A 621-nucleotide genomic window follows, 5' to 3' on the forward strand; every position below is an offset into this window, starting at 1 on the left:
CACTTTCACCTCGGGCAGGCGGCGGCGCAGGATGTCGGCGGCGGCCAGCGTCTCCAGTGTCGGGATGTCACCGGCGCAGGCCAGCACCACATCGGGTTCCCCGGTGGTGTTGCTCGCCCATTCCCAGATCCCCAGCCCTCGGGTGCAGTGTGCGACGGCTTCGTCCATGGTGAGGTAGGTCAGGGCCGGTTGCTTGCCGGCCACGATGACGTTGACGTACTGACGGCTGCGCAGGCAGTGGTCGGCGACCGACAGCAGTGTGTTGGCATCGGGCGGCAGGTAGACGCGCACCACCTCGGGACGCTTGTTGGCGACGTGGTCGATGAAGCCGGGGTCCTGATGCGAAGCGCCGTTGTGGTCCTGGCGCCACACGTGCGAGGTCAGCAGATAGTTCAGCGACGCGATGGGCCGGCGCCAGGTCAGGTGGGAACTGCTCGACAACCATTTGGCGTGCTGGTTGAGCATCGAGTCGACGATGTGGACGAAGGCCTCGTAGCAGTTGAACAGCCCGTGCCGTCCGGTCAGCAGATAGCCCTCCAGCCAGCCCTGGCACAGGTGCTCGGACAGCACTTCCATCACCCGGCCGTCGGGCGCCAGGTTCTCGTCGACGGGCAGCGTCTC

1 pseudogene is annotated in these 621 nt (G+C 66.5%); it reads right to left on the minus strand.

What is annotated here, in order from left to right:
- A pseudogene (locus IMZ11_RS43280) lies at window positions 1–621 on the minus strand (phosphoketolase); the annotation flags it as partial.

It is taken from the genome of Microtetraspora sp. AC03309 (assembly GCF_020826795.1).
GTDB classification, from domain to species: Bacteria; Actinomycetota; Actinomycetes; order Streptosporangiales; family Streptosporangiaceae; genus Microtetraspora; species Microtetraspora glauca.